This window comes from Mangrovicoccus sp. HB161399 (assembly GCF_013184745.1).
In the GTDB taxonomy this organism is placed as follows: domain Bacteria; phylum Pseudomonadota; class Alphaproteobacteria; order Rhodobacterales; family Rhodobacteraceae; genus Mangrovicoccus.
Genome location: NZ_JAATVU010000035.1, coordinates 1 through 26,841 on the forward strand (window position 1 = coordinate 1; position 26,841 = coordinate 26,841).

At 64.7% G+C, this 26,841-nt stretch carries 21 protein-coding genes and 2 pseudogenes; 19 read left to right on the forward strand and 4 right to left on the reverse strand.

The features are described 5' to 3' along the window. A partial coding sequence (locus tag HCC78_RS18690) for a hypothetical protein (RefSeq protein ID WP_216671221.1) occupies positions 1–565 on the forward strand: 565 nt, incomplete at its 5' end. A gap of 49 nt (positions 566–614) precedes the next feature. Continuing rightward, positions 615–902 (forward strand): hypothetical protein, encoded by a 288-nt coding sequence (locus tag HCC78_RS18695; protein WP_138473155.1) that lies wholly within the window; start codon positions 615–617, stop codon positions 900–902. Here the strand turns inward: HCC78_RS18695 and HCC78_RS18700 are convergent. The 3 genes from HCC78_RS18700 to HCC78_RS18710 all read right to left on the reverse strand — a co-directional run bounded on the left by HCC78_RS18700 (position 888) and on the right by HCC78_RS18710 (position 3,579). After that, positions 888–1,760: a metallophosphoesterase gene (locus tag HCC78_RS18700; protein ID WP_138473157.1), complete on the reverse strand. Its 873-nt coding sequence runs from the start codon at positions 1,758–1,760 to the stop codon at positions 888–890. The genes HCC78_RS18695 and HCC78_RS18700 overlap by 15 nt on opposite strands. 416 nt (positions 1,761–2,176) lie before the next feature. Next, on the reverse strand, positions 2,177–2,797 hold the full coding sequence (locus HCC78_RS18705) for a glutathione S-transferase (RefSeq protein WP_172330316.1): 621 nt from the start codon (positions 2,795–2,797) through the stop codon (positions 2,177–2,179). Continuing rightward, positions 2,794–3,579 (reverse strand): GntR family transcriptional regulator, encoded by a 786-nt coding sequence (locus HCC78_RS18710; protein WP_371743862.1) that lies wholly within the window; start codon positions 3,577–3,579, stop codon positions 2,794–2,796. The genes HCC78_RS18705 and HCC78_RS18710 overlap by 4 nt, the downstream gene beginning before the upstream one ends. A 123-nt stretch (positions 3,580–3,702) precedes the next feature. Between HCC78_RS18710 and HCC78_RS18715 the strand changes: the two genes are divergently transcribed. From HCC78_RS18715 to HCC78_RS34885, 8 genes and pseudogenes are all read left to right on the forward strand, one after another. Beyond that, positions 3,703–4,461 (forward strand): SDR family NAD(P)-dependent oxidoreductase, encoded by a 759-nt coding sequence (locus HCC78_RS18715; protein WP_172330317.1) that lies wholly within the window; start codon positions 3,703–3,705, stop codon positions 4,459–4,461. A 64-nt stretch (positions 4,462–4,525) separates the two neighbouring features. Further along, positions 4,526–5,041 (forward strand): TRAP transporter small permease subunit, encoded by a 516-nt coding sequence (locus HCC78_RS18720; RefSeq protein ID WP_138472372.1) that lies wholly within the window; start codon positions 4,526–4,528, stop codon positions 5,039–5,041. A gap of 1 nt (position 5,042) precedes the next feature. After that, positions 5,043–6,347: a TRAP transporter large permease gene (locus tag HCC78_RS18725; RefSeq protein WP_172330318.1), complete on the forward strand. Its 1,305-nt coding sequence runs from the start codon at positions 5,043–5,045 to the stop codon at positions 6,345–6,347. Between the two features lie 38 nt (positions 6,348–6,385). Continuing rightward, complete coding sequence (locus HCC78_RS18730; RefSeq protein ID WP_172330319.1) at positions 6,386–7,507, forward strand: C4-dicarboxylate TRAP transporter substrate-binding protein; 1,122 nt, start codon at positions 6,386–6,388, stop codon at positions 7,505–7,507. Between the two features lie 103 nt (positions 7,508–7,610). Beyond that, positions 7,611–8,348 carry an SDR family NAD(P)-dependent oxidoreductase gene (locus HCC78_RS18735; RefSeq protein ID WP_172330320.1) on the forward strand — a complete coding sequence of 246 codons (738 nt, stop codon included), beginning with the start codon at positions 7,611–7,613 and terminating at the stop codon, positions 8,346–8,348. A 10-nt stretch (positions 8,349–8,358) separates the two neighbouring features. Beyond that, positions 8,359–9,150, forward strand: a complete 792-nt coding sequence (locus HCC78_RS18740) for an SDR family NAD(P)-dependent oxidoreductase (RefSeq protein ID WP_172330321.1) — start codon at positions 8,359–8,361, stop codon at positions 9,148–9,150. After that, positions 9,140–10,873 (forward strand): FAD-binding protein, encoded by a 1,734-nt coding sequence (locus tag HCC78_RS18745; RefSeq protein ID WP_172330352.1) that lies wholly within the window; start codon positions 9,140–9,142, stop codon positions 10,871–10,873. Before HCC78_RS18740 ends, HCC78_RS18745 begins: the two co-directional genes overlap by 11 nt. Positions 10,874–10,960: 87 nt before the next feature. Then, a pseudogene (locus tag HCC78_RS34885) lies at positions 10,961–11,020 on the forward strand (hypothetical protein); the annotation flags it as partial. A 74-nt stretch (positions 11,021–11,094) separates the two neighbouring features. Here HCC78_RS34885 and HCC78_RS34890 read toward each other — a convergent pair. Then, positions 11,095–11,403, reverse strand: a pseudogene (locus tag HCC78_RS34890) (Fic family protein); the annotation flags it as partial. A 2,606-nt stretch (positions 11,404–14,009) separates the two neighbouring features. On the opposite strand from HCC78_RS34890, the gene HCC78_RS18760 reads away from it, so the two are divergent. The 9 genes from HCC78_RS18760 (at position 14,010) to HCC78_RS18800 (ending at position 26,840) form a co-directional block, all read left to right on the forward strand. Then, on the forward strand, positions 14,010–15,449 hold the full coding sequence (locus HCC78_RS18760; RefSeq protein ID WP_172330322.1) for a calcium-binding protein: 1,440 nt from the start codon (positions 14,010–14,012) through the stop codon (positions 15,447–15,449). A 658-nt stretch (positions 15,450–16,107) separates the two neighbouring features. Next, entirely contained in the window at positions 16,108–16,479 is a 372-nt protein-coding gene (locus HCC78_RS18765) for a hypothetical protein (protein WP_172330323.1), read from the forward strand. Positions 16,480–16,500: 21 nt separating this feature from the next. Further along, positions 16,501–16,731: a hypothetical protein gene (locus HCC78_RS18770; protein ID WP_172330324.1), complete on the forward strand. Its 231-nt coding sequence runs from the start codon at positions 16,501–16,503 to the stop codon at positions 16,729–16,731. A gap of 424 nt (positions 16,732–17,155) precedes the next feature. After that, a complete protein-coding gene (locus HCC78_RS18775) occupies positions 17,156–18,169 on the forward strand; it encodes a replication initiator protein A (protein ID WP_172330325.1) in 1,014 nt (337 codons plus the stop codon). Between the two features lie 65 nt (positions 18,170–18,234). Further along, positions 18,235–19,212 (forward strand): plasmid partitioning protein RepB, encoded by a 978-nt coding sequence (repB, locus tag HCC78_RS18780; protein ID WP_172330326.1) that lies wholly within the window; start codon positions 18,235–18,237, stop codon positions 19,210–19,212. After that, a complete protein-coding gene (gene parA, locus HCC78_RS18785; protein WP_172330327.1) occupies positions 19,209–19,850 on the forward strand; it encodes a ParA family partition ATPase in 642 nt (213 codons plus the stop codon). Before repB ends, parA begins: the two co-directional genes overlap by 4 nt. 173 nt (positions 19,851–20,023) lie before the next feature. Beyond that, positions 20,024–23,059: a BPTD_3080 family restriction endonuclease gene (locus HCC78_RS18790; RefSeq protein ID WP_172330328.1), complete on the forward strand. Its 3,036-nt coding sequence runs from the start codon at positions 20,024–20,026 to the stop codon at positions 23,057–23,059. Continuing rightward, a complete protein-coding gene (locus tag HCC78_RS18795) occupies positions 23,056–23,985 on the forward strand; it encodes a hypothetical protein (protein ID WP_172330329.1) in 930 nt (309 codons plus the stop codon). The genes HCC78_RS18790 and HCC78_RS18795 overlap by 4 nt, the downstream gene beginning before the upstream one ends. Then, the gene (locus HCC78_RS18800; protein ID WP_172330330.1) at positions 23,982–26,840 is read left to right on the forward strand and encodes a site-specific DNA-methyltransferase; all 2,859 of its coding nucleotides are present in this window, start codon (positions 23,982–23,984) and stop codon (positions 26,838–26,840) included. Before HCC78_RS18795 ends, HCC78_RS18800 begins: the two co-directional genes overlap by 4 nt. Position 26,841 lies beyond the last annotated feature (1 nt).

Sequence of the window (26,841 nt, forward strand, 5' to 3'; positions counted from 1 at the left end):
CTTGGAATACAGGGACGGCCAGCAGATCCGGCGGCTCGGAAACTTGATGCTGCTGCCCCACGGTCTCAACATCACCTTGAGCAACAACACCCCCGAGGTGAAGCAGAAACAGATGGACGATGCCCGGATCACGATGCTGCGCCAGAACGCGACACTGGCGGGTGTCGTGGAAAAGTCCGGACGCTTCGTTGAGCTTATGCAGAACCGAGATGACGAACGGTTTGGCGCGCGCCGCAACCGGTTCAACACGCCGACCATCGAAAAGAACGGCACGCTAGCGCTTGTGAAGACCATTTGCGACCTGCGGGAAGAGGCAATGATCGCGTTCGCGCTGCGGGAATGGCGCATGCCCGGAGAAGCCGGTACGGGGCGACGCTTTGCCGGAATGTTCTCCTTCACCCATGCGGACGAGACCTTCCTGTCCGACAGGGAAACTGCCGCCAGCAAGACCAGCGAGAACTACGTCATCGTGCCGGACAATGCCAATGCGCCAGAGGACCTCGTGCGGCTTGAAGCCCGCAACGACGTTCTGGGCGGTGGCATGGAGCCCGTGCGCTGGCAGTAGGAGGACCGCGGCGCAGGACATGACGCCAGGAAACAAGGAGAAAAATCGCATGGAGCCTATCGAATACCTCCTGCTGCCAGTGGCGGACGATCCTTCGGAGAATGTCCGCGTCTCAGTGACATTTTCCGGGGAGGGAGCCATAGCTTCGCGCGATGTCTGCCTGCGGGATTTCCTGATCCTGATCGCCGAACAGGGGCAGGTAATCCGGTTCGACGATTATCCATGCGTCCTGACCTCGGTAAGGGTCGATTTCGCGAAGCGGCAGCTCCGCCTCGCCGCGCGGCCTTGGCAGGAGAGCGATGGTCCGCAGGGCCTCTTCGATTCAGAGCAAGGCTAGCAGCTGTTCCGGGCCAAGCCGGTCCTCTCCGTCCCAGCGATAGAGACAGGGCGCCGCCGGATAGTCGAGACAGGCAGCGCGGTCATGGTCGATCCGGAGCGGCGGAGCCATCTTGTAGTGGCCGAACAGAACGCAGGGCCCGTCCCCCGGATAGAGGATATCGGCCAGGTTGGCACCGGGATCTCCGGCAGGAAGCGCACTAGGATCGGGCACAGAAAGCGCGAGTTCCTTCCAACTCCGGGCGCCTGCCCGCCACCAGGCGACGCGGACGTCTCGGCGCAGGTTGCCCTTGATGTCGGCAAAGCCGTGGCTACCGGGAAGCCTAACCTCGGGTCCGGAGACCAGAAGCTTCACTGCGCGACTGAATTCCGTGCTTTCCGCGGCAATCTCGGGCAGGTCCCCATGCTGCAGGAAACCATCCGGACGCCGCGCCCGGATGGTCGCGATCAGCGGATCGGACCAGAAGGCATGGACAAGCCTCAGGCCGGGGCGCTCGTGCCAGAGGGGCAGGGTCCGCAGGAACCACTCCGTCCAGTCGAGTGCCTCCGGAGTCTCTGTGCCGAAGGCGGAGAGGAAGCTGCGGTGCTGGGCGATATTCTTTTGCGACCGTTCCCTGAGCGGCTGTCCGTCTGCACCGCGGCGGTGGAACAGGATGGCATTCAGCTCATGATTACCCATCACCCCGATCGCCCGGCCCGCATCGATCCGCCCGCGTACTTCGCGCAGGACCGCCGCATCGTCCGCGCCGGTGCCACCATCAATGAAGTCTCCCAGAAAGGCGATTTCCGGCCCTGCCTGGGCGAAGCTCGCGGAGAGGCGGGCGGGATCGGCGTGAAGATCGGGAATGACGGTCAGCATGCCCTCGGCCTAGCGCGGCAAGCGGCGGCAGGAAAGCCAGTTACGGGCAAGTACCGGTCAATCCGTTGGCCGACGCCGATTTGCCGCGGACGCAGTAACTAACCGTTGCATCAGGGCACGCCCTCGACTTCTGGTTCTGGTGGACGCGCATCTGGCAGATTTGGTCATCCCGTCGGCGTCAGGCTGCAACCTTCATGTCTACAGGCCGCTTGCATTATGGGACACTTTCAGCCTTCTCGCGCATTTCTCTACCAACTCAAGAATGATCCTGAATGGCGGGCTTCAGTGCCAGCACGGGCAACCGCGCGGAGAAGGATGCGCGCCTTCCGTCGGTGCGCCAGCGTGACCGGCGCCTCGAAGATTGGATATGCCGCATTTCGACCACGAACCAGCAGTCGGCGGAACAGACCGCCGGATCAGCCGCGTGGGAAGCTCGCTTTCATGGAGGGTCGTTCTGACGCCTCCGCGAACCAGGCAGCCAGCTTCGGGTGACCATTGCGCCAGTCCTTTTCGGGAAAGCGGAAGTCGAGATAGCCCAGAGCGCAGGCCGCGGCGATCGAGCCTGCGTGGAAGCCGTCCTCCAGGAGAGCGAACCAGCGCGTCTCGAGCGCGTCGAGGCCGCTGTCGATCTTGGCCATCTGGCCGTCGAACCATTCTTGCCAGCGGAGCGCCTCGGGACGCATCGCCGTTTCGTACCGGCACAGCAGGCAGGCATCGAGAATCGCGTCGCCCAGTGCCTCGAGCGTCAGGACCCGGAAACGGCTTGCGTCTTGCGGGTAGATCGTGCCCTCCGCCGCCGCGAGAGAGTCGACATAGGCACAGATCACGCGGCTGTCGAAAACTGGTTCGTCATCGGCCAAAAGCGCGCAGGGCACCTTGCCCGAAGCATTGTGGCGCACGATCTCCGCGTCGCGCTGAACCGGGCCCGCTGCCGAGGGCAGCGCCTCGATCTGGTCGGCCACGCCGCGCTCGTGCGCCGCAACCCAAACCTTCCGCACATAGGGCGAGGCTGGCGAATGGAACAGTCTGATGGTCATGTCTTCCTCCGGGAATTGGTGCCGCGTCTGGACCGTCCGGCAGGGACGGTCGCGGCGGGCACGCGCAGAAAATCGTCGGGATAGAGTTCCAGATGCGACAGGAGATGTTCCAGCGCATAGGTAATGTGTTCATGCATGATCGCGCCCGCGCGGTCCCCCTGGCCGCGGGCCAGAGCACGTGCGATTCGGCGATGGTCATCGTGCGATCTGCGGATCACGTCATAGTCGCGCCACATGATGATCCGGTCCGACGCCATCGGAACGTCATGCAGCCGCTCGACGAAGTCCCGGATCCAGGGATTGCCGGCGATGCGGATCACCAGGTCGTGGAAAGCCACGTTCATCTGCCGGTAGGATCCGAGGTTATCTGCCACCAGCTCGCCCGGTGCGAGCAGGGCATCGCCCTCCTCGACCAGAGCCGCCAGCCGCTCCGCAACTTCGGTGGTCATGTTGGCGGCAGCCTTGCGGCAGGCCATCGCCTCCAGCTCGGCACGCACCTCGAACGCCCCGACCATTTCTTCATATGAGAATTCGCGCACGCGAAAGCCGCGGTTGCTTTCGTAGACCACAAGCCCTGACTGGGTCAGCGCCGTCAGCGCCGTGCGCAGCGGCGTGCGCGAGACGCCCAGCATTTCGGCCAGCTGGTCCTGATGCAGCTTGTCTCCCGGACGCAGCTCGCCACGCAGAATCGTCTCCCGCAGCCGCGCGACCGCGATCTCTGTACTCGTCGATGCATCTGACATGTCCACTTCTCCACCTGCCGGTCCGGTCGCCAGCGGCACGACCCATCAAGTCCTCTCAGGAAGCATAATTTATCCAAAACGGGCATTCCAGCCAAAAACTTCCTTGCCATTTCCATCGTTTTGTGTCCATTTCAAATGCAACGATCTTGGGAGGATCCATACATGTCAGGACTTTGCCTGGTCACCGGCGCCGCCGGGGGCATCGGGAAGGCCGTCGCCAACCGCATGGCCGCCGACGGCTTCACCGTGCTCGCCGCAGATCTCGACCACGCGCGTGCCGAGGCTGCTCTGGCGGACCTGCAGGGCGAGGGCCATCGTGCCATCGCGCTCGACGTCTCGGACGAAGCCGCGGTTGTATCGGCTTTCAGGGCGGCCGAGGACCAGGGTCGGCCCATAGCCCATGTGGTCGCGGCGGCGGGTATCCTGCTCTTCGCGCCGGATGGCGACCGCCCGCCCCTGACCGAAATCGCGCTGAAGGACTGGGACCTGACGCAGCGGGTCAATTCGACGGGAACGTTCCTGCTCCTGCGGGAATATCTGCGCAGCACCGCCCGCGCGGACACGAAAGGCGGCCGCTTTGTCGGCTTCACCTCAGTCGCGGCTCAGCTTGGCGGCTATCGTTCGAGCGCGGCCTACATTGCCTCGAAAAGCGCGGTCCTGGGCCTGATGAAAGCCGCCGCGCGGGAGGCCGCGCCGCGCGGCATCACCGTCAACAGCGTGGCCCCGGGCCTGATCGACGCGCCGATGCTGCACCAGTCGCTCTCGCCCGAGAACTACGGCGCGGTCGCAGCCAACATCCCGCTCAACCGCATCGGAACGCCCGAAGATGTGGCGGGAGCCGTGGCATTCCTGATGGGCCCGGACGCCGCCTATATCACGGGCGCGGTCATCGATGTGAACGGCGGCTACCGGATGCAATGACGGCGGCAGGAGCGGGCCTCCGGCCCGTGCCGACGGCAACGACAGCGCGCGGGGAGGAGGCGCCATGTTCGCAATACTGAGAAATCTCACCACGGCTCTCGCAGTGCTGGCCGGCATGTCAGTGGCGCTGATGATGCTGCATGTCATGGCCGACGTGATGGGCAAGTACTTCTTCCATTATCCGGTGCCCAGCACCGCCGAGGTGGTCGCCAACTACTACATGATCGCGGTCGTGTTCCTGAGCCTCGCCTGGGTCGAGGCCAAGGGCAGCGCGATTTCGGTCGACCTGATCTATGATGCAGCGCCAGCGGGCGCCCAGCGGATCATGCGCAAGATCGGCGAGGCGGTGACGCTGGCCTTCTACATCGGGCTCGGCTGGTTTTCCTGGGACGTGGCGATCCGCGCCTGGAAGGTCAACGAAAGCGTCGACGGTCTGTGGCGCGTGACCATCTGGCCAGCCAAGTTCATGCTGCCGATCGGAATCGCGCTGGCTTGCCTGGTGCTGCTGGTCCGCATCTTCGCCGAACCCCGCATCCGCATTGACGGCGGCCATCCAGAACACAGCGAAGCGGAGGCCTGACATGGAGCGCATCGAACTTGGATTCGCGGGTCTCGGACTCGTCCTGATGTTGATTGGCGTGCGCGTGCCGATCGGCGCCGCCATGGGCACCAGCGCCTTCCTCGGCATCTGGGCAATGATGGAATGGAAGCCGGCCATCGGCATTACCAAGGCCGTGCCCTTCACGCTGATCGGTGACTGGAACTTGTCGGCGATCCCGATGTTCCTGTTCATGGGCTTCATTGCTGTCGAGGCAGGGCTCACGCGCGGACTCTTCGGCGCAGCCCGCATCCTGCTTGCACGCATTCCCGGAGGCCTCGCTTCCTCGACCGTGGTTGCCTCGGCGCTCTTCGCTTCGGCCTCCGGGTCATCGGTGGCGACTGCCGCAGCCTTCTCGCGCATCGCCGTGCCCGAGATGCTGAAGTCGAGCTACAACAGCGGGCTGGCGACCGGCTCGGTGGCGGCGGCTGGCACGCTCGGCGCGCTGATCCCGCCCTCTGTCCTGATGATCGTCTATGGGCTGCTGCTCGACACGTCGATCAGCACGCTCTTCATCGCCGGCATCCTGCCCGGACTGCTCACTGCCATGGCCTTCATCGGGCTCGTCTCGATCCGTTGCAGCCTCAACCCGTCGCTGGCGCCACGGGTGGCAGTAGAAGTGTCGAAGGAAGAGCGGAGCGCGTTGATCATGGACGCCTGGCCGCTCCCGGTCCTGATCCTGGGCGTGATGGGCGGCATCTTCTCGGGCATGTTCACGGCCACGGAGGCTGGTGCGGCCGGTGCTTTCCTCGCTTTCACCATCGCCGGTCTGCGCGGACGGCTCAGCCTGCCGGTCCTGCGCCGGGCCCTGGTCGACACCGCGTCGGGCACCTCCGAGATTTTCATCGTCGTGCTCGGGGCCGCGCTGTTCTCGCGGTTCGTGGCCCTGGCGACGATCCCCGATTTCGTCGTGGGCCTCTTCGACGGCTACTCGACCGTGACGGTCCTGATCATGATCTGCGTGCTGTTCCTGGTCATGGGCGCGTTCCTCGAGAGCATCTCGATCATGTTGCTGACGCTGCCGGTCCTCGGCCCGGTGCTGGCCGCACATGACGTGAACCTGATCTGGTTCGGCGTGCTCGCAATCAAGCTGCTCGAGATCGGCCTGGTAACGCCGCCGATGGGGATGAATGTCTTCGTCATCAAGTCGTCGATGGGCGACCGGGTGACGCTGGGCGAGATCTTCCGGGGCGTGTCCTGGTTCATCCTCGCCGACATGTTCGTCCTGGCGCTTCTTGTCCTGTTCCCCGTGATCAGCCTGTGGCTGCCGGAGATGATGGCCGGCTGACTGCCGGCGCAACACCCCTTACTTTGGGAGGAGTAAAAATGACCAAGAACCTGCTGCTGGCCAGTGCCGCCGCGATTTCCCTTTCGGCGGCAGCGTCCGCCGACACCTACCAGGCGACAAACTGGATGGCACCGTCGCACATCCTCAACGAGATCGCCTATGCACCCTTCGTCAAGGCCATCGCCGAAGGTACAAATGGCGACGTCGAATTCGAGGTCTATTCCTCCGGGTCGCTGGTGCCCGCCCCCACGACGCTTCAAGCGGTCGGCGACGGGGTGGCGCAGCTGGGGATCGTCGCGGCATCCTACACGCCATCGGAGCTGCCGCTGTCGGGCATGATCAACGACATGGCTTTCACCGCCACCGACGAATTCGCCAACGCCTTCGCACTGACCGAGATCGCGGTGACCAATCCGCGTCTCGTGCAGGAGTATGGCGATCACAACACCATCTTCCTCGGCGGCTATTCGACCCCGATCTACAACTTCATGTGCATGAAACCTGTCTCGGACCCGGCCTCCGTAGAGGGCCTGAAGGTGCGCACTGCGGGCACGGCTCAGAACCAGTGGATTGCCTCGCTGGGCGCAATCCCGGTCGCGGTGCCGATGACCGACACCTACTCCGGGCTGGAACGCGGCTCGATCGACTGCACGCTGAGCGATCCGACCAACCTCGAGAAGGGGTACAAGTTCTGGGAAGTGGTGAAGTACATCAACACCCTGCCACAGGGGGCTTCGATGGGAGCGACCTATGTGCTGAACAAGGACTTCTGGTCCGGCCTGTCGACAGAGGATCGCCGCAAGATCCTCGACCTGACCGGTCCGGCGCTGGCGGCTGCCCAGGTCGCCTACCATCAGGGCGTCGAGTCGGCGATGGCCGGAGCAAGGGAGCGCGGAATCGAGATCACCGAGGCCGATCCCGCCATGGCCGCCCGGCTCGGGGAGTTCCAGGCCAAGATGATCGGCGGGCTCGCGGCCGAGACCGCGAAGGTGCGCGGCATCGACGATCCCTCGGATATCGTGGCCGAATACCAGAAACTGGTCGAGAAATGGCACGGGCTTCTGGCCGATGTCGACCGCAACGATGCCGAGACCGTCGGCAAGCTGGTCAATGACGAGATCTACGCCAAGCTCGACGCCGAGACCTTCGGCCTGAACTGATGCCGTCGGCCGGTGCCCGGTCCGGGCACCGGCTACCCACTCTCTCCATTCGAGCCGCGGCCCGGCCACCGGCGCCTCAATCGGCCAGACCCAAGGGAATCCCATGTCCGCCCCTACCCTGCCCACCGCCATTGTCACTGGCGCCGGCTCCGGCATTGGCCGGGCCATCGCCCATCGCCTGTCCGAAGACGGCTACCTCGTGATCGTTGCCGATCGCGCAGCTGATGCCGCAGAGGAAACCGTCTCCCAGATCACGGCCGCAGGCGGCCAGGCCCGAGCCGAAGTGCTGGACATCACCGATCCTGCCGCAACCCAGGCGCTGATCGATGCGGCATCCGGGCTGCGGGTGCTGGTCAACAACGCGGGCATCTTCAACGTCATCCCCTTCGATGACCTGACCGCCGACGACTTCCGCAGGATGTACGAAGTGAACCTGGTGGCGATGTTCACGCTCTGCCAGCAGGCGGCACGGGTGCTGCCGGAAGGTGGACGGATCATCAACCTGGCCTCTCGCGCGGCCTTCGGTGCGCGCAACTATGCCCATTACGTCGCCTCCAAGGCCGGGGTCGCGGGCTTCACCAAGGCCCTTTCGCTCGAACTCGCGGCGCGCCAGATCACTGTCAACGCGGTCGCGCCAGGCGTGATCGAGACCGACATGCTGAAGGCCCGGCCCGACGGGCTGGAAGAGATGCGCGCGCAGCAGCCCTCCGGCCACCTCGGCCAGCCCGAACACATTGCCCATGCCGTGGCCTTCTTCGCCGATCCGCGCGCCGAGTATGTCACTGGGCAGGTCCTCATTGTCGATGGCGGCCGCTCGGTCGGCGGCACGGCTGCATTCTGAGGATCCGGCCATGACACTCGAACCTAGCAGCCTTTCGGGCCGCAGCGCGATCGTCACCGGCGCCGGGCAGGGCATCGGCCTGGCCATCGCCGAGGCGCTGATCGCAGCCGGGGCCCACGTCCTGGCCGTGGATCGCGACCCCGAGGGCGTTGCCGCCCTGGCCGCCCGCTTCCCCGGGGCGGTGGCGCCGGTCATCGGCGACGTGACCGATCCCGGCCTCACCGCAAAGCTCGATGCGGCGCTCGCCGACCGCGGCAGTACGCTGCACATCCTGTGCAACAATGCCGGAGTGGCCCGCGGCGCCCACGCGCTCGAAACCAGCGATGCCGATTTCGAACGCTATTTCCAGATCAATGTTCTGGGACTCTTCCGGCTGTCGCGTTGGGCGGTACCGCTGATGGTGCGGTCCGGCGGAGGCTCGATCGTCAACACCGCCTCGATCTTCGGCGAAATCGGAGCCCAGAGCTCCTGCGGCTACTCTACCTCCAAAGCGGCGGTGATCGGGCTTACGCGGCAGATGGCCACCGATTTCGGACCGAACGGCATCCGGGTGAACGCCGTTGCGCCAGGCCTGATAGAGACGCCGCTGACGGCCGAGCGCATCCAGACCGAGTCCTGGCGGCGCATGGTGATGATCGACGGCGCGCCGCTGCGCCGGGTGGGCACGCCCGCAGATGTCGCGCGCGCCGTGCGCTTCCTTGCATCGGACGAAGCCGGCTTCGTCACGGGCCAGGTGCTGGCCGTCGACGGCGGCTGGGCGGCGGGCCGCTATCCGCGCGAGGTGCCGATCGATGTTGCCTGAGGCTTTCCCCGATCCCGACGCGCCCCTGCCCGAACGCTGCGAGCTCCTGGTGGTGGGCACCGGTGCGGCCGGCATGGCCGCCGCGCTTCGGGCAGAGGCATGCGGTCTCCACCCCATTCTCGTCGACAAGGCTCCCGTCTGGGGGGGCTCGACCGCGGTCTCGGGCGGTGCAATCTGGGTGCCGGACAATCCCCTCATGCGCCGCGCGGGCATGGCCGACGACCGCGCCGCCGCCAGAGCCTATCTGCAATCAGAGGCCGGCAACCTCTTCAATGCCGAGTTGGTCGATGCCTTCCTGTCCCAGGGCCCCGAAGCCATCGCCTTCTTCAACGACGAGACCGAGCTGACACTGTCCCACCGGCCGGTCTCGCCCGACTACCATTCCGACCGCTACGGCGCTGCCGAAGGCGGGAGGGCGCTCGACGCACATGATTTCGACGGCCGCAAGCTCGGGCCGATGCTGGCGCGGATGAAGCCGCCGATCGAGGATTTCACGATCCTCGGCGGGCTCACGCTCGGGCGGCCGGACATCTACCATTTCCTGAGGATGACCCGCTCTGCCGTTTCGGCCCGGTATGCGGCTGGCCGGATCCTGCGCTATGGGATCGACCGGCTTGGCCATGGTCGCAATACCCGTCTGGTAATGGGCGCGGCGGTGGCTGCGCGGCTGGCGTCCAGCGCTTTCGCCCGCGGCATCCCGATGCATCTGGGACAGGAGCTCGTGGCCCTCGAACGCAACGCCTCCGGCCGTGTGACCGGGGCTCAGCTGCGCTGTGGCGGAGTCATCCGGCGCATCACAGCGAGCCACGGCGTGGTGCTGGCCGCAGGCGGCTTCCCGCACGACGCCGCTCGCCGTGCGCGGACCTTCGACCACGTTCGCCGCGGCCTGCCGCATTACTCGATGTCGCCTGCGTCCGGCACCGGCGGTGCGATTGCCGCTGCCGAGGCAATCGGTGCAGCCTTCGTCGAGAGCAATTCCAACGCCGCCTTCTGGACACCGGTCTCGCTTCTGAAGAACCGCGATGGCAGCACCCGCCCCTTCCCGCATCTGTTCCTCGACCGCGCCAAGCCTGGCGTGATCGCGGTCGGCCATGACGGGCAGCGCTTCGTCAACGAGGCGGTGAGCTATCACGACTTCGTTCAGGCGCTGATAGGCAAGCTTCTTGACGGGGGACAGCGTTCGGCATGGCTCGTCTGCGATCATCGGGCGCTCAGGCGCTACGGGCTAGGTGCGGTGCCGGCCTTTCCGGGGCGCATCGCTCCCCACCTGGCCAGCGGCTATCTGAAGCGCGGTGCGACTCTGGCCGAGCTTGCTGGCAATTGCGGCATCGACCCTGCAGCTCTCAGCCAGACGATCGAGAGGTTCAACCGGGACGCTGCCTCCGGCACCGATAGCGAATTCGGCAAGGGCACGACTAGCTACCAGCGCTATCTCGGCGATCCCGAGTGCAAGCCGAATCCCTGCCTGCGGCCGCTCGTGGGCCCGCTTTATGCAGTCGAGATCTTTCCCGGCGACATCGGCACTTCGATGGGTTTGGAGATTGACGCGCAGGGCCGTGTCAAGGACCGCGAGGGCCAGCCGATCGAGGGGCTCTTCGCCTGCGGCAACGATATCAACTCGATCATGTCAGGGGCCTATCCAGGCGCCGGAATCACCCTCGGCCCGGCATTGACCTTCGGCTATATCGTCGGCAACAGCGCCGCTGAACTACCGGCGGCCTAGGCGCCGCCGGGCACGGACCGCCACGCGGCCGAGTTCGACCGGCAGTTGCTTGCTGCCGCGAGCCATGACAAGGCAGCGGTCTTGCTGATGACGATCCCGGGCATCGGACCGGTGACTGCCCTGTCATTTTCCGCCGCAGTGGAAGACCCGGGCAATTTCCGGCGGTCGCGTTCCGTTGGGGCGTGGCTCGGGCTGGCTTCGGAGCGGGCGAGCGCCATGTCGGCGATCGCGCGGGCAATGCGGCCGTTGCCATCCTCGAAAGGATGGATGGTCACGAACCACAGATGCGCCAGCGCGGCGCGCAGGACCGGATCTGTCTTGTCGGGCCGCTCGAACCAGTCCAGCCGGACGCAGCCATTTGCGAAGGTCGCAGAGAGCGGCCTCACTGTCGGCATTTTACCGGAAAGGCTGGCGGGCGGACGTGCCGGGGCGGCCGGAAATCTGCGGGTCCCAGCCCTTGGCGGCACTGCCGCATGGAGCCGCGGCCCTGCCTGGGCCATTGAGGCCGCCAGTGCCTTCGGCCGTGCCATGCTGCCCGCGGAGTCTCCCCTAATCCTCCCTTTTTGTTACGTGCTCCCCGAAATCCGGAAAACGCAATGAAAACAATGCACGGATTGGAACCCCAGGCAGCGATCAGCGGTGCAAAAGTTACGTTTTATTACGTATGCCCATCGAGGGCACCCGCGCGCCGGATGGATTTCAGGCCGCCATGCCGCCGTCATGCCCATGTCCCCGGAGGCGCCGGGGGCACCCCTGGGCTGCATGCTCCGTGCCGCCATGGCTGCGTCCATGGGGGTCCCCGCCGGGTCGGGTGGCGACGGCAGACAATGCCCGGATGGGGCCCCTCCCGCTTGCCCGACATGCAGCAGCGCGGCCGCGGCCAGCGTCCCGATGGCGTCGCAGGGGGCGGCAAGCCGCCGGAGCGCGGCCCCCTGCCAGCCGCCTCTTCGATGGGAAGCAGCCGCGGTCCGGACCATGGCGCCCGGCCAGGGCCATCGGCACCGGCTTGTCTCCCGGTCGGCGGACCGGCTGCCCCGGCTGCAGCGAAGGGATGGACGGCCAACTCCGCGCAATCCCTGCGGCGGCGGCCCTCCTGCGGCATGGGGGTCCGGAGCGGCGCCCGGAACGGGACTGCGGAAACCCGAAGACGCTGGGCGTCGCGCCGAAGGGCCGTCAGAGCGCCTGTAGCGCCTCCTGAGCGGGGGAGTTTCATTTCCGGCTGGCTAGCACCGTCCAAATGAAGTCCGCATTCTGGGAGCCGCCTGGGAGAGTTTGCAAGCTTTCCGGGACGGCCGGAGATGTTCCCGGAGGTGCCGCCGCAGAGATGGACTTGGCGGGCAGCGCCCAGCGCGTTTCCGGGCAAGACACCATTCGGCCCGCGGCATGAGCCGCGCCGGGACGCTCCGTGGCACCGGGTTCAGGGGGAAGACCCCGGCAACACAGTTCCGGAGATTGGGAGGCAGGAAAGCACCGTGCCTTCGCCCAGCGCGTTCCCGGGTGCGACAGCGTCAGCGGCAGCGGGACCGGGAGAAGGCCCCTCCGGCAGCAGATGGAACCGATGGCCCATATCCGCAGCTCTCCGCAACCGGCCTGTCCGCGCGGGCGGTCCCCGGGAAGGCCCCATGCCAGGAATGCTGGCTTGATGGCCTGGCTGGCCGATGCCGGGTCCTGCGCCGGTTTCCGGCCGCCGCTGTCATCCTGCGCGTGCAGTGCCCGTCCGCTGTGGTTTTCTGTCCCGGGGGTTCGGGAGCCAGGCCCTTCGCGGGAAGGCCGTCCCCGGGCAGAGGCTTGCCTTTTGCCGGTCAGCTTGTCCTGGAGGCCGTTCCGCTTCCGCACGCCAATGCCCGGCGGGACCGCGATCCATCCCGGGATGTCAGGCAGGTCTCTCCCCTGCCCGCCTGCACGGAAGGCAAGCCGGAACCGGACGTGAGGACGCCGTCCGCATCGAAACCCGGTCCGGCGAGGGAGCCGGGGCAAGGCGCCGGACATCGTTCCCTGTCCAGGATGGAGGCCGCTGTTGCAAGGGGCTGTCCGGGCGCTTCGGTCCTCACGGCAAGGCAGCCGGGGCAAACCCTTCACCGTGGCCTGCTGCCTCCGCGGACTGGCCCGGCAATGGCGGACGCGCCGGAGATGCAGAGCGCCCACCAATGCCGCCCCCTCTCGGCCCCCCGGGCCCAATCCGAACGGTCCAGACCTATCCCCGGTGCGCCCAGCGCGTTCGCCGGGCCTCCGGGCAGAGCGGGTGCAACTGGTGCAAGCGCCGGTTCCGGTGCCGCCATGGGCAGGCGCTTCCCGGTCCGGACAGGCGGGACCAGCCGGCCGCCATCTTCGTCATTCCGCCGACGCCTGCCCTTTCCCTGGCTCCGCAGGCCCTTCCCTTCCCCTTGCCCGGAAGGGGGAGCCGCCCTGCCGCAGACGGTGACCGGGACGGGGAGCAGGCATCGTCCCGGTCACGGCGGAACTGCCCGTGGCAAGCTTTCCCGTCCCGCCCAGCGCGCCGTCAGGCTCCGCGGCCGGAGGCTGCTCCATCCATGGATCAGGGCGTCGCGCCGAGCGGCCGGGACCCTTGCATGCCGGGCCGCGGCCAGCGGGGCAGCTGCCGGTCCTCATCATCGCCGCATCTGTCTGGCCGTCCGGCGGCGGTCCGGGACATGAGCGCTTCGATGTCGCCCTGCAAATGCCCGTCGCGACTTTCCCCCGGGATTGCCGCAGTGCAGGTCACCCGATCGGCACCGTTCTGATGGCGTCGCCGGTCAGCGAGGCAAGGCTGGCCTTGGCTGCGCCACGCTCTGCCCCGTCAAGGAGCGCAATCCTCCCGGCGAGGGGAACCGGAAGAAACGCAACCTCCACCCCGTTCGTGTCCCTCCCGCGAGGGCCGCATTCCGGAAATGCGTGCCGGACCTTGCCGCGCAGCTCCCCGCAATGACGGCGCACAGCACAGCCCGGACCAATGGTCTTCCCTCGCGGTCCTGGCGGTTCATCTCCTGTCCGCCTGGCCACATGCGGGAAACGGCCGGATCGCGGGGCCCGGCCGCAAAGCTGCGGCACGTCCGGCAGAAAATCCCAAATCCGTTGGCACCCGACATGGGGTGTCCTAGACCGGAGCCATGACGCTCCACTTCAGGCAGGCATTCCAATGAAAACCTATTCCTTCCGCGGCTACACCCTCATCGACGGCAGCTTGTCCGGTCTCGCGACGCTGGATGTGGTGCTCCCGGACCTGCAGGAATTCTTCGACTATTCGGTCTCGCAGAATTTCTTCGGCCTTCCTGTCGCGGATATGAGAATCCTCGACAGCTCGGGCATTGCAGCAGATGTCCGCCTCAATGGGGCCTCCGTCCCGCAGGACCATTTCGGCGGCCGCTACACGGTGCTGGTTCTGGAGGTTGCCACCGGTGTCCATGCCGGAGCGATCCTGCTCGATCTCTACGATCTCGACGCCAACACCGACATGATCTTCCATCTCGGCGGCACCGCTGCCGATCTATCGGATCTCGATGGCGTGCTGGAATTCATCGGGAGCTTCGATCCCGGCGTGCCGGGCGCCCTGCAGGTGCCGGAGGGCAGCTTCGCCCCGGGAACACCGATCAGCATTCCGGACCTGTCCGGGCTTGCCGAGATGCCAGACGACCTTTCGGGCATCTCCGAGGACGACATGGTCACGGGAACCCGGGAAAGCGAGAGGATCGCCACCGGGCCCGGCAACGACACCGTGTTCGCGAGCGGCGGGCAGGACCGTGTGGAGGGGGGCGACGGGGCCGACGTGCTCTACGGCCAGGATGGCAATGACACCCTGATCGGCGGCTTCGGCCGGGACACGCTGGACGGCGGAACTGGCAACGACATCCTGGAAGGCCGTTTCGGCGATGACAGGATCTACGGAGGCGACGGGAACGACACGGCCGAGGGAGGCCTCGGGAACGACCGTATCGAAGGCGGCGAAGGTTACGACCTGCTCTTCGGCCAGGGCGGCGACGACATGCTGGCCGGTGGCGCCGAAAGGGACCGGCTTGTGGGAGGCTTCGGGGACGACACGCTGGATGGCGGCAGCGACGACGACTTCCTCTGGGGCGGCTTCGGCAATGACCTGCTCTCGGGCGGAGACGGAGCCGACACCCTCGATGGCCGTGGCGGGGACGACACGCTGGATGGCGGGGCGGGCGACGACTCCCTGGAAGGCCGCTCCGGCAACGACGTGATCTCGGGGGGCGACGGCCAGGACACCTTGAATGGCAGCAGCGGCAATGACCGGCTGGACGGGGGCGAGGGCGACGACCATCTGGGAGGCAGCAGCGGCCAAGATATCATGACCGGAGGCGAGGGAGCGGACAGCTTCCATTTCTATTTCAGCTCGTGGTCCGTGAACAGCGCAATCACCGATTTCGAACTCGGCGAGGACGTGCTGCTGCTGAACCGGTCCATCATGAACGGCGCTGCGGACACGGCGGCCTTGCTGGACCAGGTTGCGGCCGATGCGGAAACCGGCCTGCTGCTCGATTTCGGCGGAGACAGGACGTTGCTGCTCGAGGGAATCGCCGACAGGATGCTGCTTGCCGACGACATCTCGTTCTTTTGACCCTCTCCCGGCAGGCGCGGCTCATTTCCCGCCTCCCCGCTTCCGCACGGGTTTCGCTGTCCTTGCGGCGGCAACCCTGCCGCGCTCATAGGCGTCCAGATCGGAAAGGCGCCACCGCGTCGTTCCGGCGGCGATCCGGACCGGCTCCGGAAAGCCGTCCTGGCCCCCTGCCCAGCGCCGGACGGCAGGGCGGGCAACGGAATGGCGCGCGGCGACCTCCCTGTCGGACAGGTACATGTCCCGTCCGGGGCCGGAAGGATTGCCCGGCCGCCCGGAAGCTGCGGCGAGGCTTTCCGCCCGGCGGGCGCCTTCCGTTCCGCTGCCCCGCCCTCCGGGCCTGCAACGGCTGCACGTCCGGTGCGGTCGGCTTCCGGAAAGGTCCCGGTTCCGTCCGGGGAAAGAGCCCCGTGTTCGAACAGGGCTGGCTGGCGATTGGGGAGCACTGACATGTGTCCACCCTCTTGTTGGGCAGCCCGGCACATCATGTGTATATCGGCCGGAATTTTCCATGGACCCCTAGCCGATCTGGCGATCGCGCTGCGGTTGGATACAAGATGCTGCGAGGTGCAGCGGCTGTAAAGCACGAATTCAGGGTCGCCGATGCGGCCCGGCATGCGGGTTTCCGGCAGCCTCCGCCGGGACCGTGCCGGAACGGGCCGTGCCCCTGCCCTCCCCTGCCGCATCCGGCAGCGCCGCGCAGCATCCGGTAACTCTGGCTACGGAAGAACCCGAAATCTTCGCGGGACGAACAGTGCTCGCCGCAGGGGGGCCAGAGGGCCGCTACGAGTATCGAAAGCGCGGCGGGGAAGAAACACACAAACTTACACCGGATGAGATGCCAAGACATGATCACGAACCGGACGGAAGGCTTGAAGGCTACTGGGCAAATGTCCGGGGCGACTCCGCCACAAACGGCTTTCAAGGTGGAAGCTATCGGGTGACATCCCGGAAACCGGTCGCCGCTGGAGGCAGCGAAGCCCACAACAACATGCCGCCCTATATTGCGCTCTACTTCTGCAAGAAGAGCTGATGGGCGGGCTGGGGACCGGTCATGCTGCCTGATGGCGATGCCGCCGTGTCCGGCGGCCTGCTCGCCCTAGTCGCCGCCTCGGGCGAGCGGGCCACGGAGCGCACGCGGGAGTTCTTTGGCGCCCGGATCCGCAACCCGAACACCCGCCGCACCTATCTGCGCGCCGTGACGGAATTCTGCGCCTTCCTCGACGACTTGGGCGACATGCAGCCTCCAGGAGATCCGGCCGCTGCATGTCGCCGCCCATGTTGAGTGCCTGCTGCAGGCCCGCGCGTGCGCCACCGCGAAGCAGCGCCTTGCCGCCATCCGCAGCGGGAATGAGCGTTGGCAAGCGTTTGTGCTCTTTGCTCTTGATACCCGTGACTATCATCTTGCGGGTACATTTTGGTCTGCTTTGGCTCTGAGTTAGTAAGTTAAATAAGAGTTAAAGAGTTACGGTCTGTCGATAACTTGAATCGTCATTGTAAAACAAATGGATAAACTTCGTGACTCGGCGTCGAGTCACGAAGTTGTTGCAGCAAGTTGGCCCCGAGTCACGAAGCCGATGCATCAACACCAAGAATTCGCCCGACTCGGCACTCGTCGGTTGACGTGGCCTGAAAACACGAAGTAGGCTTGAAAGCACGAAGCGGGCCTGAAGGCACGAAGACCGCGTGAACCCACGAAGTATTTGCAGATGAACCAGCAGCTGATCCCTAGCCCTGCACAGCCAGATTTTTTCGTGGCGGATATTCTCGATGCAGCGCCTAGGGGTGATCTGGCCTCGATGGAGCATCCGATCTTCTCGATTTCAACACGTCCTGACATGGTTGCCCGGACTTACAATCTTGGCAAGACCTGCATGGAGGTCATTCCGTCGGGCCGTGGGCTTGCAACCGTGCATGACCGGGATGTTCTCATTTTTGCTGTTTCGCAGCTGGTCGCGGCGGCGGATGCAGGCCGGGAACCTACGGCATATCTCCGTATCAACGCTCATCAGCTACTCCTCGCGACAAACCGTGGAACGGATGGAAGGGCCTACCGGGCGCTGACGGCGGCGCTCGAGCGACTGAGAGGAACGACCATCAAGGCGAACTTCGTCATTGGGGGAAAGGAAATCACCGAGGGGGTCGGCCTGATTGATGGCTTCCGGGTGGTCCGCGAGACGACCGACGGGCGCATGTCGGAGCTCGAGCTCAAGCTGGCCGACTGGACGCTCGATGCAGTCCGGTCGCGGGAGGTCCTGCGCATCTCGCCGGATTACTTCCGTCTTCGCAGTCCGCTTGCGCGGCGCCTCTACGAGATTGGCCGCAAGCATTGCGGCCAGCAGGTGCGCTGGACGATCGGCTGGGACAAGCTCTCGCGTAAAGTTGGAAGCCGCGCCCCGGCGTCGAGGTTCAAGAGGTCGGTCCGGGAACTCCTTGCCGAAAATGGCCAGGATAGATTCATTCCCGATTACCTGATCGAGGAAGAAGGACCGAACGTGATCTTTCGCCGTATTGGCGCGCAGGAGCCCGGCCTTATCCCGACGATGCTTCTGCAGCCGGAAGACTACGAAGAGGCAAGGGCGGCTGCGGCCGGCTGGGATGTCCATGCGCTGGAACGGGAGTGGAGAGAATGGATCGAGGAACTCGAGGATTCACCGCGAAATCCCGGCAAGCACTTCGTCGCGTTTTGCCGGGCGCACGCCAAGCGCAATCGGCTCGACTGATGTTTTGGGGCAGGGACTTGATGTCTTGCCTGGCGGCTTTGTGGCCGGGAAAAGAGGAATAGCCCATGGCTGCGCGCAAGAGTTCGTTGCGGGATTTGGCCGCGAAATCCAGGAAAGGTGGGTTGGCAGCTGCCAACATTGGGCCGGTCGCGGGACGAATTGCCGAACTGGATCCGGAACTCGTCCATGCCGGTGGACTTGAGGATCGCATCGAGGTTGATCAGGCTGAAATCGTCACTTTGGCCGAAAGCATTCGGGTTGCCGGACAGAAAGTCCCGATCCTCGTTCGGCCACATCCCGCAAAACCTGGAGAATACGAGATCGTGGCTGGCCGCCGCAGGCTGGCAGCGTGTAAGCAGGCCGGTCTGACCGTCCGGGCAGAGATTCAGGACCTCGACGCCAAGGAACTGGTCATGGGGCAGGCGATCGAGAACATCGCTCGGGAAGACCTCAGCTACATCGAGCGGGCGAGACTTGCCGTCCGCATGGTCGACGAGGCTGGCTTGACGCCAGCCGACATCGACGCTGCCTTCTCCTGCGGAAAGACCGATAGATCGAGGTACCTCAAGATTGGACGGGGCATTCCTGAGGATATCCTTGCCTTCATCGGGAAAGCGCCTGGTGCCGGTAGGCCGCGCTGGGAAAAGCTTGTCGCGCAGCTCGAAAGCGACGGTACCGCTGAAGGACGGATGCGCGAGGTGTTGGCAGCTGCCAACATTTCGGATGCTGCAGTTGCGTCTTCCGATGCCAGGTTCTCCAGCATCTTCGATGCGGCATTCAGGGTTGAGAAGTCAGATGGGAAGATTGGCATCACAAAGGCCGCGCAGGTAGAGCTCTGGGTGTCTTCTCATGACAGGCCTGTTGGCAGCCTCCGGCGTACAGCCTCCGGCGTCCACATTACCCTCAAGGATGCTCCAAAGGCAGGCTTCCTCGAGTGGTTGTCGTTGAACGGCGGTGTCGTCGTCGAACAGATGTTGCGAGAGTACGAGACATACTTGGAGAGCGATGGCGCGACACCGGACACCGATGAAGGTGGTGCATGAATAGGAATACGAAGGTCATAGCCGTCGCCACGCAGAAGGGCGGCGCGGGTAAGAGCACCATTTCAATTCACCTCGCGGTGCAAGCCATGCAGAGCCGCAAGAACACTCAGGTCGTCCTTCTCGACCTTGACCCCCAAGGGTCTGTCTCTGATTGGGCGAAACTACGGGATCTGGAAGACCCGATTGTGCTGCAGGCCATGCCTGGCAACCTTACGGCTTATCTGAGACAGGCCGAGGAAGACGGCGCCGACTATGTGGTGATCGACACGCCGCCGCACGCGGGCGGTACCATCGACGTCGCAGTTCGTGCCGCTGATTTGGTGGTTGTTCCCATCCGTCCAGGCCCGTTTGATATCAATGCGGCCGCCGGAACGGTTGAGATCATGAGGCAGGCCGGTCGTCCGGGCGTCTTCGTCCTGAGCCAAGTCGCAGCTGTCGGTCCGGAAGGGGACGACACGGAAGCAGTATTGCAGGAACTCTACCCTGAAGTGCCGGTTGCAAAGGCGCGTTTGGGGCAGCGCAAAGCCTTTATGCAGGCCTTGATTTCCGGTCGCGCTATTACGGAATTCGATAAACCAAGCTCGAAGGCAGTCGGCGAGATCAAGGCGTTGTTCCGAGAGGTGAAGGGAAGCCTGTAGCCAAGCGGATTTGGATGCAAATAGATGGAATCTAAAAAGATTATCTCAGTTTTCCAGAGCATTGACGATTCGTCATCTGCCAATTCACCCAATCCTACACCGTCCTGTATTGCTCTCCCGTGCTCTCCAGAGAATACAGAAATGAAAGCCACAAGATTTCACGAGGCCGGTTGATGAGCTTTTTCGAGAAACCGATTTTGAACTCGCCATACTCCGAGCCCGACCGGCATTGGGAACTGGATAAGGATGGCCTGCCGACAGATGTAATCGCGGCAACTCGGCGGCGATCCGATCTGGTTGCGGCCATGCCTCAAGTGCGAAGCCGGAAAGAGGTTCGACAGGATTCCTTCGATCTCGGGCACGAAGCGTTGAGCGGTTCTGGCGTCGAATACAACGTAACAGAGTTCGTCAACGAAATTCGACGCGAAGTCGAGGTGTGGCGCCGACTGCCGAACCCGGCGCAATGGCAGGTCACTCCGGTGACCCAGAGGCTGCTGCAGCATTGGCGCGCCCTACAGGCCGACGAGATGCAAGCGATCCGGCCCTTCTTCTGCCAGCTCGAGGCTGTTGAAACTGCCATATGGCTGGCCGAAGTGGCTCCGAAGGAGAAGAAGCGTGGCAGCCGGTTTCGGGCCCGTCTCGAGGCGGCGAATGCGGCGGCCAATCCGGACCTTTTCCGGATTGCGCTGAAGCTGGCGACCGGTGCGGGAAAGACGACCGTCATGGCGATGCTGATCGCTTGGCAGACGCTGAACGCGGCGCGCAGCCAGAACTCGAAATCCTTCGGGAAGGGGTTCCTTATCGTGACCCCGGGCATCACGATCCGCGACCGCTTGCGCGTGCTCCTGCCGAATGATGCCGAGAGCTACTACCACAAGCGCGATCTTGTGCCGGTCGATATGCTCCGCGAGATGAACGAGGCGAAGATTGTCCTGACCAACTACCACGCCTTCAAGCTGCGGGAACGTATCCAACTCGCGAAGGGCACGCGCGAGGCGCTGGCTGGCCATGGCGAGGGGCTGGCGACGCTTGAGACAGAAGGCCAGATGCTCCAGCGGGTGATGCCCGAGCTGATGGGGGCCGGTCCCATCACGGTCATCAACGACGAGGCGCATCACTGCTACCGGGAACGGGAAGACAAGACTGACGAACCGAAGCTCACGGGAGACGAGAAAAAGGAAGCTGACGAGAACCGCGAGGCGGCGCGTCTTTGGATTTCCGGGCTGGAAGCCGCGAAGCGCAAACTTGGGGTCCGCGCCGTCTATGATCTCTCGGCGACACCTTTCTTCCTGTCCGGGTCCGGCTGGGTCGAAGGCACGCTGTTTCCTTGGGTGGTTTCCGACTTCTCGCTCATGGATGCGATCGAATGCGGCATCGTCAAGCTGCCCCGGGTCCCGGTGGCGGACAACCTGCCGGGGCAGCCGCAGCCGCTCTACCGGAACCTCTGGAAGACCATCGGTAAGAAGATGCCGAAGAAGACACGCGGCAGTACACGTCTTGATCCAGACAAGCTGCCGCTTGAGCTGAAGACCGCCATAGACGCGCTCTACGGGCACTATGCGCAGACATTCAAGCTCTGGCGCGAGGACGGGGTCGGCGTGCCCCCGGTCTTCATCATCGTCTGCAACAACACGACGAACTCGGAACTCTTGCGCGACTACGTGGCCGGGTGGGAACGCGAGAATGCCGACGGCACGATCGAGGTGATGCCCGGGAAATGCGAGCTGTTCTCGAACTTCTCCAGCGATGGCGAACGGCTTGAGAGGCCGCGGACGGTGCTGATCGACAGCGCGACCCTCGAGGCGGGCGGTGACATCGACAAGGCCTTCCGGGATGCCCATGCCGAGGAGATCGAAGCCTTCCGGCGCGAGCAGGCTGTCCGCGATCCAAGCGGGGCTCCCCTGACCGATGCCGATATCCTGCGCGAGGTCATGAACACCGTCGGCCGCAAGGGCAAGCTCGGCGAGCAGGTCCGCTGCGTCGTCTCGGTGTCCATGCTGACCGAGGGCTGGGACGCGAACAACGTCACCCACATCCTCGGGCTGCGCGCCTTCGGGACCCAGCTGATCTGCGAGCAGGTCATCGGCCGCGCACTCCGCCGCCTCTCCTACGATCTCGACGACACGCCTGACCCGGATACCGGCCGCCGCCACTTCCGCACGGAATACGCCGACATCATGGGGATCGACGGTCTGAACTTCTCCGCCCAGCCGAACATCGCCCCGCCGCAGAAGCCCCGCGATGTCGTTGCCGTCCGTGCCGTCAGCCCCGAGCGCGACCATCTGGAGATCACCTTTCCGCGCGTCCAGGGCTACGTTGCCGAGATCCCGCCGGACCGGCTGGAGGCCGACTTCTCGGGCCTGGAGCCCTACATCCTGACCCCGGACAAGGTTGGCGCCTGCGAGATCACCATGCAGGGGATCGTCGGCGAGGATGTCGTCCTGACGCTCGACTATCTGAAGGCCCAGCGGCGCTCCTCCATCGCGACGCACCTGGCCAAGCACCTGATCTTCGAGAAGCTCCGCGATGCCAACGAGCAGCCGCGGATGCATCTCTTCCCGGCGGCCAAGCGGCTGGCCAACCAGTGGCTGGGCGAGGGCCATCTCGTCTGCAAGGGCGGCACCATGGAGGCGCAGCTGCTCTACCGCCAGCTGGCCGACGAGGTCTGCGACATCATCCTGGGCGCGCTCCTCGACAAGCCCCGCGGAGACAGCCTGCTGCGCGCCGTGCTCGATCCCTACACGCCCACCGGCTCGACCCTCGACGTCGCATTCACCACTTCGAAGGCCACCCGCTTCGCGCCGGATCCGCGGCGGTCGCACATCAACTGGGTCATCACCGACAGCAGCTGGGAGGCGGACCTCTGCACGGTCATCGAGGGCAATTCCCGCGTCCTCTGCTACGCCAAGAACCACAACCTCGGCTTCGAGGTGCCCTACCTGGTTGAGGGCGAAAGCCGCATGTACCGACCCGACTTCCTGCTCCGCCTCGACACGCCCGAACCGGTGACGCTGGTCGTCGAGGTGAAGGGCGAGCGCGACGACACCGACCGGATCAAGGCCGGAACGATGCGCGGAAAGTGGATCCCGGGCGTCAACCGGCTGGGCAAGTATGGCCGCTGGGGCTTCGTGGAACTGCGCGACCCCTTCATGTTCGGGCCGGAGCTCGATCGTGCCATCGACGAGCTTCTCGGTGTGGTACCGGCATGACTGACATCGCCTTTGGCAGCCTTCGGGAGGTCCCTCTGCGCGACGCCTGGGCCCATGAGGCCCACGCCTTTACGCCTTGGCTCGCCCAAAACATTGACCACTTGGCCGAGGCTGTTGGCATCCCACTGGAACTGACCGGTACAGAGGTCGCCGTCGACACCTTCGCGGCGGACATCCTTGCCCGCAATCCGCTCGACGACAGCGTCGTTTTGATCGAGAACCAATTGGAGACCACTGACCACGCTCATCTCGGCCAGATCATGACATACCTTGCCGGACTGGATGCCCGCACCGTCGTCTGGATCGCTCCGAAGTTCCGCGTACCGCATCTCTCGGCTATCCGTTGGCTCAACGAAAATACTTCGGATGGTTTCTCGTTCTTTGCGGTCAAAGTCCGTGTTGTCCGCATCGGGGACAGCCCCTTTGCGCCGATCTTCGAGGTGGTGGAGAAGCCCGATGGATGGTCCCGCGCCCTAGTTGAAACGCGGCGACAAGCGACGTCTTCGAGCGACCTGCACACAGAGACACGAACTGCTTTCTGGACCCGATATCTCGAACTTCACCCGGACTCAGCCGAACAAGGTATCAAGGCACAGAAGGGATGGAACGGATACACTGCTCTCGCCGGTGGCACTGTGCGCATCTCGGTTTGGATTGGAGAAAAGTCCGCTGGCATCTACGTCAGAGGTGGCCGTGGCGACGACAAGTTGTCCGCAGCAAGCCTTCTGATGCCGCACACCAAACTGTTTGCGAGAGACCTCGGGATCGAGATCTACAACCCGGAACCAAATGGTCACGTCTTTGGCGAACGGCTGGAGAAATCTTACATTGATCCGGGCAATTGGCCGGAGATCATCGACTGGATGGAGAGCCGTAGGAAAGCCTACGTGGCAGCAATCTCCGACGTGCTGGAACAAAGCCAATGACCGACAAGACCACCCCCATCGACCCGATCACCCATTCCGACGAGCGGCTGAACATCCCGACGCCGGAGCTGGCGCCGATGATGGATCCGGACGATGCGGCGCCGATCAAGGTGGCCTACCGGACGCGGAACCCCGATCTCGATCCGCAGCTGATCTGGCGCGGCAAGGATGTCGACCAGGCCGCGCTGACCCTCGACGCGCCGCCGATCTACCTGCAGGAGCAGGTGCACCCGAAGGCAATCATCGAGGACCTGCGCGCGGGCGGGAAACGCAACGGCGAGGGCGGCGGGGTCGACCTCTTCGACCATTTCGGGGTCAGCGATGACGACCGCGAGGCGGAGATCGAATTCTACCGCCACCACCGCAAATGGTCGAACCGGATGATCCTGGGCGACGGGCTGCAGGTCATGGCCAGCCTTGCCGAGCGCGAGGGGCTGAAGGGGCAGGTGCAGGCGATCTATCTCGATCCGCCCTATGGCATCAAGTTCAACTCCAACTTCCAGTGGTCCACCACGTCCCGTGACGTGAAGGATGGCAACCTCGCGCACCTGACCCGCGAACCCGAGCAGGTGAAGGCCTTCCGCGACACCTGGCGCGACGGCATCCATTCCTACCTGCAATACCTGCGCGACCGTCTGGTGGTGGCGCACGAATTGTTGACCGAGAGCGGATCCTGCTTCGTCCAGATCGGGGATGAAAACGTCCACCGGGTGCGGGCGCTGATGGATGAGGTGTTTGGGGAGGAGAATTTCCTCTCGATGCTAACAGTTCAGAAAACTGGTGGATTGGTCTCAAAGGGCATCGTTCATACGCTCGACTATTTGCTTTGGTTCGCGAAAGACGCGGACAAGGTAAAGGTAAGACAGCTGTTCGATGAACGAAAGGCCGGTCATACTTCACTGGAACGGTATGACCAGGGCACCGACCGGATGGGCCAACTCGTACGATGGAACAAGCTTTCTGAGAAAGCTCGGTTTTCTGGGGAGTGGTTTAGGGCGAGAACTGTCGCACTTGAATCCGCTAATCCTCGTTTCGAGTTCGCTCATGAAGGGTTGATGTTTAACCAGCGGTGGAAAACCAATCTCACCGGTCTACGAAAGTTGCAACAAAGTCTGAGGATACAGAGTACCGGAAAACGGCTGAACTCGATACGACTCGTCGACGATTTTCGTATCATTCCCATCACTGATCGTTGGGAATCTATGCAGATCGGCAAGGAACTGACGTACGTCGTACAGACACCAGAAACCGCAATTGCTCGCTGCCTCCTCATGACCACCGATCCCGGTGACCTCGTGCTCGATCCCACTTGCGGCTCCGGCACCGCGGCTTACGTCGCCGAGCAATGGGGGCGGCGCTGGATCACCATCGACACCTCTCGTGTGGCGCTGGCGCTGGCCCGCGCGCGGATCATGGGGGCGAAATACCCCTGGTACCTCCTCGCCGACAGTGCCGAAGGCCAGCGGAAAGAGGCCGAGGTCACCCGCTCCGCCCCCGCCACGGCCGCGACCTACAACGACATCCGCCACGGATTTGTTTACCAGCGCGTCCCGCACATCACCCTGAAGAGTATCGCCAACAACACCGAGATCGACGAGATCTGGGCCCAGCGGCAACCGGCCGTCGAAGACTCGCTCGCGGCGCTCAACGTCGTGCTCCGCGGCCACACCACGCCTTTCCCGGTGGAAACCGGCGGCCGCAAGGGGAAGAAGATCGACTTCACCGCGACCGGCGACACCACGCTCCCCTCCGGCGAACGCGCGCCCGCAGGCGGGCTGATGGAGTGGGAGGTCCCGCGCCAGGCGCCGAAGGACTGGCCCGCCGCCGCCAAGCCGGCGCTCGACGCCTTCTGGTCCGCGCGCATCGCCCGGCAGCAGGAGATCGACGCCTCCATCGCCGCCAAGGCAGAGTTCGAATACCTCTACGACAAGCCCTACGAAGACAAAAAGCGCGTCCGCGTCGCCGGTCCCTTCACTGTGGAAAGCCTGTCGCCGCACCGCACCCAGGCGGTGAACGAGCATGGCGAGCTGATCGACGAGGCCGAGGCGGCTGCGGGCGGCCGTGGCCGGGATGCGCAGGAGGCAGAGAACTACCTGGCGGCGATCCTTGAGAACCTGCGGAAGGCCGGGGTGCAGCAGTCGGACCGCGCCGACAAGATCGAGTTCACCTCGCTGACCCCCGGTTGGGGCGGCGAGTGGATCGTGGCCGAGGGCCGCTACATGGAAGGCGAGACCGAGCGGCGCGCGGCGATCTTCGTCGGCCCCGAATACGGCACGGTGCAGCGCGCCGACCTGGTGGCTGCGGCGCGCGAGACGGCCGATGGCGGCTTCGACATCCTGATCGCCTGCGCCTTCAACTTCGACGCCCACACGGCGGAGTTCCGCAAGCTCGGCCGCGTGCCGGTGCTGCACGCGCGGATGAACCCGGACCTGCACATGGCGGGCGACCTGAAGGCCGGGGGCGGCAACCTGTTCGTGGTTTTCGGCGAGCCCGACATCGCCGTGGTGCCGGAGGGCGACCGGTTCCGGGTCGAGCTGAAGGGCGTCGACATCTTCAAGCCCGCGACCGGCGAGGTGGTGAGCTCGGAGCCGGACGACATCGCCTGCTGGTTCATCGACACGGATTACAACATGGAGTCCTTCTTCGTCCGGCACGCGTATTTCCCGGGGGCGGACGTGCCCTACAAGCAGCTGAAGACGACGCTGAAGGGCGAGATCGACGAGGACGCCTGGGAGAGCCTGAAGCGGACGGTCTCGCGGCCCTTCGCGCGGCCGAAATCGGGGCGGATCGCGGTGAAGGTGATCAACCACCTCGGGGATGAGGTGATGAAGGTGATGAAGGTGATGGGGGTGTGAG